This is a genomic window from Synechococcus sp. H60.1 (assembly GCF_047462335.1).
GTDB lineage: Bacteria > Cyanobacteriota > Cyanobacteriia > Thermostichales > Thermostichaceae > Thermostichus.
Window position 1 is genome coordinate 1 of record NZ_JANSJA010000273.1, and the last position, 3,634, is coordinate 3,634.

The 3,634-nt window shown below is 59.7% G+C and carries 4 protein-coding genes; 3 read left to right on the forward strand and 1 reads right to left on the reverse strand.

Annotated elements, in window-relative coordinates:
- The coding region (locus NW852_RS12445) for a hypothetical protein (RefSeq protein WP_414366720.1) at positions 1 to 806 on the reverse strand (806 nt) is incomplete at its 3' end.
- Between the two features lie 237 nt (positions 807 to 1,043).
- Between NW852_RS12445 and upp the strand changes: the two genes are divergently transcribed.
- From upp to NW852_RS12460, 3 genes are all read left to right on the forward strand, one after another.
- On the forward strand, positions 1,044 to 1,727 hold the full coding sequence (gene upp, locus NW852_RS12450) for a uracil phosphoribosyltransferase (protein WP_414366718.1): 684 nt from the start codon (positions 1,044 to 1,046) through the stop codon (positions 1,725 to 1,727).
- Between the two features lie 259 nt (positions 1,728 to 1,986).
- On the forward strand, positions 1,987 to 2,895 hold the full coding sequence (locus tag NW852_RS12455) for an HAD hydrolase family protein (protein WP_414366717.1): 909 nt from the start codon (positions 1,987 to 1,989) through the stop codon (positions 2,893 to 2,895).
- Positions 2,888 to 3,568 carry a tetratricopeptide repeat protein gene (locus NW852_RS12460; RefSeq protein ID WP_414366715.1) on the forward strand — a complete coding sequence of 227 codons (681 nt, stop codon included), beginning with the start codon at positions 2,888 to 2,890 and terminating at the stop codon, positions 3,566 to 3,568. The genes NW852_RS12455 and NW852_RS12460 overlap by 8 nt, the downstream gene beginning before the upstream one ends.
- The last annotated feature ends 66 nt before the right edge of the window (positions 3,569 to 3,634 follow it).

Genomic DNA, 3,634 nt, shown 5'->3' on the forward strand with positions numbered 1-3,634 from the left:
CCCAAAATGGCCAGCCGAACTTCCCGATCCAGCCGGGATCCCGATCCGTAGGGATCCTCGGAGGGGGGCTCCAGTCTTTGTCCCAGCGGGGGCATTGCCATGATGCCCGGCTGCATGCCAGTACTGCTGACCCAGATTTTGAAGCGATCCACCGTTGTCTCCGCGTCTTCGGGCAGTTGCATCTGCAGCAGGTAGCGAGGGCCAGAGCCGACTAGCACACTTTCACTAGGGCGCAGGCGGGCAGGAAAGTCCGGCTGGTAGGGATAGACTAAACCGACGCTGCACTGCCGTTCGTCAAAGACTGTTACATAGACGTGCACTGGAGTGAGAGCCCTGTTGCGCAGGGCGATGGCGAGGTTGCGGCCTGCTTGAATTTGCACCTGTCCCTGGGGATCCCGCGGCAGGGGGCTGACTTCGGCAGGGGTAGAGCCACTGGCCGGCGTTTCCAGTTGCAGAAACTCTACTTCCAGAACACTGCTCAAAGCATCGCTGGCAGGTTGCAGGTTGAGGAGGTTGTCGAAGGCGGCCACATGTTCCAGCAGCCGCACCAGCTTGCGAGGTAGAGCCTGCGGCTTTTTTACCGGGATCCGAAAGGCCGCCAGCGCCCCCTCTTCCTCCCGTCGGTAGAAGTGGTAGATGGCATCGGGCAGCATCTCTACCCGCAAGTCCGCTGCTTCCGGGTCAGTGTACGTCAGAAGCGGCGAGGCCGGCAGAGCCGCCAACAACTCGGCAACAGGCATTTGCGCTTGGCTGGGATCCGCACAGGTGAAGGCCACCCGCAACGGCTGAAACCGGACGGCAGACATGGGCGATCCTCAAAAAAAATCTCGTGATCCAGATCTACCGGATCCGCAGACCCAGCTCCAGCTTTGTCCTAGGCTGTAACGGCGAAGCATGGCAACCCATCGTAAACTACCCGGCTCCGACTGCTAAGCGGTACGGAGCGGGCTTTCTGTAGCCCTGCAGTTGGCAAGCCAACCACGGACCTCCAGGCTGGTTATTGCCTTGAGGGAGGTGCTTGCTTTCTGCTCAGGCAAACCGCTATGCTACCGCCCAGATTGAGGCATCTTTCTGTGGCAAGTCAGCAGCTTCGGGTCTATGTCCCCTCTCACCCGCTCATTAAGCACTGGTTAGCCGTGGCTCGCGATGTGGAAACCCCCACGCCTTTGTTTCGCAGTGCTCTATCGGAGCTGGGCCGCTGGCTAACCTACGAGGCGATGCGGGAGTGGATCCCAACTCAGGCGGTGCAGGTGCAAACTCCTCTGGAACCTGCTGCAGCAGAAGTTATCGCCCCCAACACGCCGCTGGCCATCGTGCCCATTTTGCGGGCTGGCCTGGCCATGCTGGAAGGCTGTCAGGCTCTCTTGCCCCAGGCACGGGTTTTTCATGTGGGCCTGGTGCGGGACGAGGAGACGCTGCAGGTGAGTTGTTACCTCAATCGCCTGCCAGAGCGGATCCCGGAGCAGATGCGCATTCTCATCCCTGAGCCGATGTTGGCTACTGGCGGCACCTTGCTCTGGGTCTTGGATGAGCTGAAAAAACGAGGAGCGGATCCCAGCTTAGTGAGAATTGTGAGTGTCTTGGCCGCTCCGCCGGGGTTGCAGCGGCTGGGATCCCATTACCCAATGGTGCAAATTTTCTGCGCCATGATTGACGAGCGTCTAAACGACCGAGGGTTTATCCTGCCTGGGTTGGGAGATGCTGGGGATCGCGCTTTCGGCACCTGATCCCTCAAAGGAATCGCGAGCCAAGAGGCTTGCTCTGTCGCTAGGATCGGCTGGGCATGGCAGCAGAGCGTAACATTTGGCATCAATTGCCTCAGTACCGCTCCGGGTGCTTCACTTCTGTCAAGGCTGTTGGATGATGGGAATGCTGGCCGCTTGAGCCCCAAGGCCTGCCTCAGGGATCCGGCTTGCGCTCCTCGGGCCAGAGGCTGTTTGATCTGGCTAATTGACTGGTGCCAGCGCCTTTTCCTTTCCGGGACCTATGCGACTTGTCCTCACCAGTTTGGATGGCAGCCTCCTAGATCCCCAGTCCAACAGCTACGGCTCTGCCCGACAAGCTTTAGCGGCTCTGGAGCGCCGCTCCATTCCCTTGGTGCTCTACAGCCTACGTACCCGCGCCCAACTGGAACATCTGTGTCAGCAACTGCGCCTGGAGCATCCCTTCATCTGCGAGGACGGTTCCGCCATTTACGTCCCCGAACATTACTTTCCCGCAGGGATTTTGGACGAGCGCTGGCAACACTGCTCTCCCTACTACGTGTGTGCCCTGGGATTGCCCTACTCCTGCTTGCGCCACATTTTGCAACAGGTGCGTCAAGATTGCCACTTGGATCTCATTGGGTTTGGGGATTGGACAGCCTCGGAGCTCGCTGCCGCCACTGGGATCCCTTTGGAGGAGGCAGAACGGGTGCAACAGCGGGAATATAGCGAGATTTTCAGCTATTCCGGGGATCCAGCCACCCTAAAAGCGGCCTTCGCCCAGCAAGAGGCCACCCTCAGCCAGCACCAGTTGCGGCTGCGTCAGCTCCACCTTCCCAGCCCTTCGCACTGGTATCTCACTGGCTGGAAGTGGATGCATTCAACCCCAGCAGCCAGTTTCTGGCCTGGAGAAGAGGCGGTGCGGTTGCTTCTAGACTGCTACCAGAGACACTTGGGCCCGGTCAGGGCTCTGGGCATTGGCTGTTCCCTGCCCGATCTGGCGTTTTTGCGCTGGGCGGAGCGGAAAGTCGTGCTTCCCAGCCCAATTGCGGATAGCCTCTGGAAGGAGGCCGTTCACCTCGGTGGGCCAGAGGTTCAGACCCAGTGGCAACTGGCCCGGCTCCCCGGCCCTGAAGGATGGAACGAAGTGGTGTTGACGTGGTTGGAGGAAACTGATCGTGGTGATGAATAAAAGCAGTGGACAGACTGCCGCCGTGGGATGCCTGCTGAGCTTGGTGCTGGGACTGCCCGCCTCTGCCCAGCCGCCTATGAATCTGCTCACCGGGGAGCCGACAGTGGCCCAACTCAAGGCAGATGCAGCCCGCTACCTGCAGATGGGCTTTCACACCCTAGCCATCAATGCCTACCGGGCCGCCCTTGAGCTGGAAGACAAAACCAGGGTTCTTCCCAGCGAGCGGGATCCCGACGTACCTTTTAACCTTGGCCTGATCTACGCCCGTCAGGGCAACCTCCCAGAGGCGCGAGCCGCCTTCCAACGCTCAGTGGAGGTGGATCCCACAAGTTTCAAGGCCCGCTACCAACTGGCTTTGGTGGATCTCAAATTGGGGAACCTCGTGCAAGCCAAAGAGCAGCTCACTCTCCTGGCCCACGCCGCCCGCAGCAACCCCGAAACCTATAGCCACATCCAGTCCCTGCTGGCCCCCTTGGAGCCGGTTCCTCTGCCTGGCCAACAGACTAACAACCCCGCCCCCCCCCTAACTATCGATTCGGAGGGGGACAAATTTGCGCTTGAAGTCGAGAAAAACCAAAAAGTTGCCCCGCCAGAAGCAACTCTAGAAAAGCAGCCAGAAGAAGAGAAACCTCTCTCGGCCTTGCAGCGGCTACGGCGGCGGAAGTTGGACTAGGATCCCTCCCTGTCCAAACCAGCAAGCAATTGGGAATAGATAGCTACGGCTCAGGAAGAAGAGCCG

Coding starts and splice junctions, on each gene's coding strand:
- upp (WP_414366718.1), top strand. CDS start 1,044: ATGCTACCGCCCAGATTGAGGCATCTTTCTGTGGCAAGTCAGCAGCTT.
- NW852_RS12455 (WP_414366717.1), top strand. CDS start 1,987: ATGCGACTTGTCCTCACCAGTTTGGATGGCAGCCTCCTAGATCCCCAG.
- NW852_RS12460 (WP_414366715.1), top strand. CDS start 2,888: ATGAATAAAAGCAGTGGACAGACTGCCGCCGTGGGATGCCTGCTGAGC.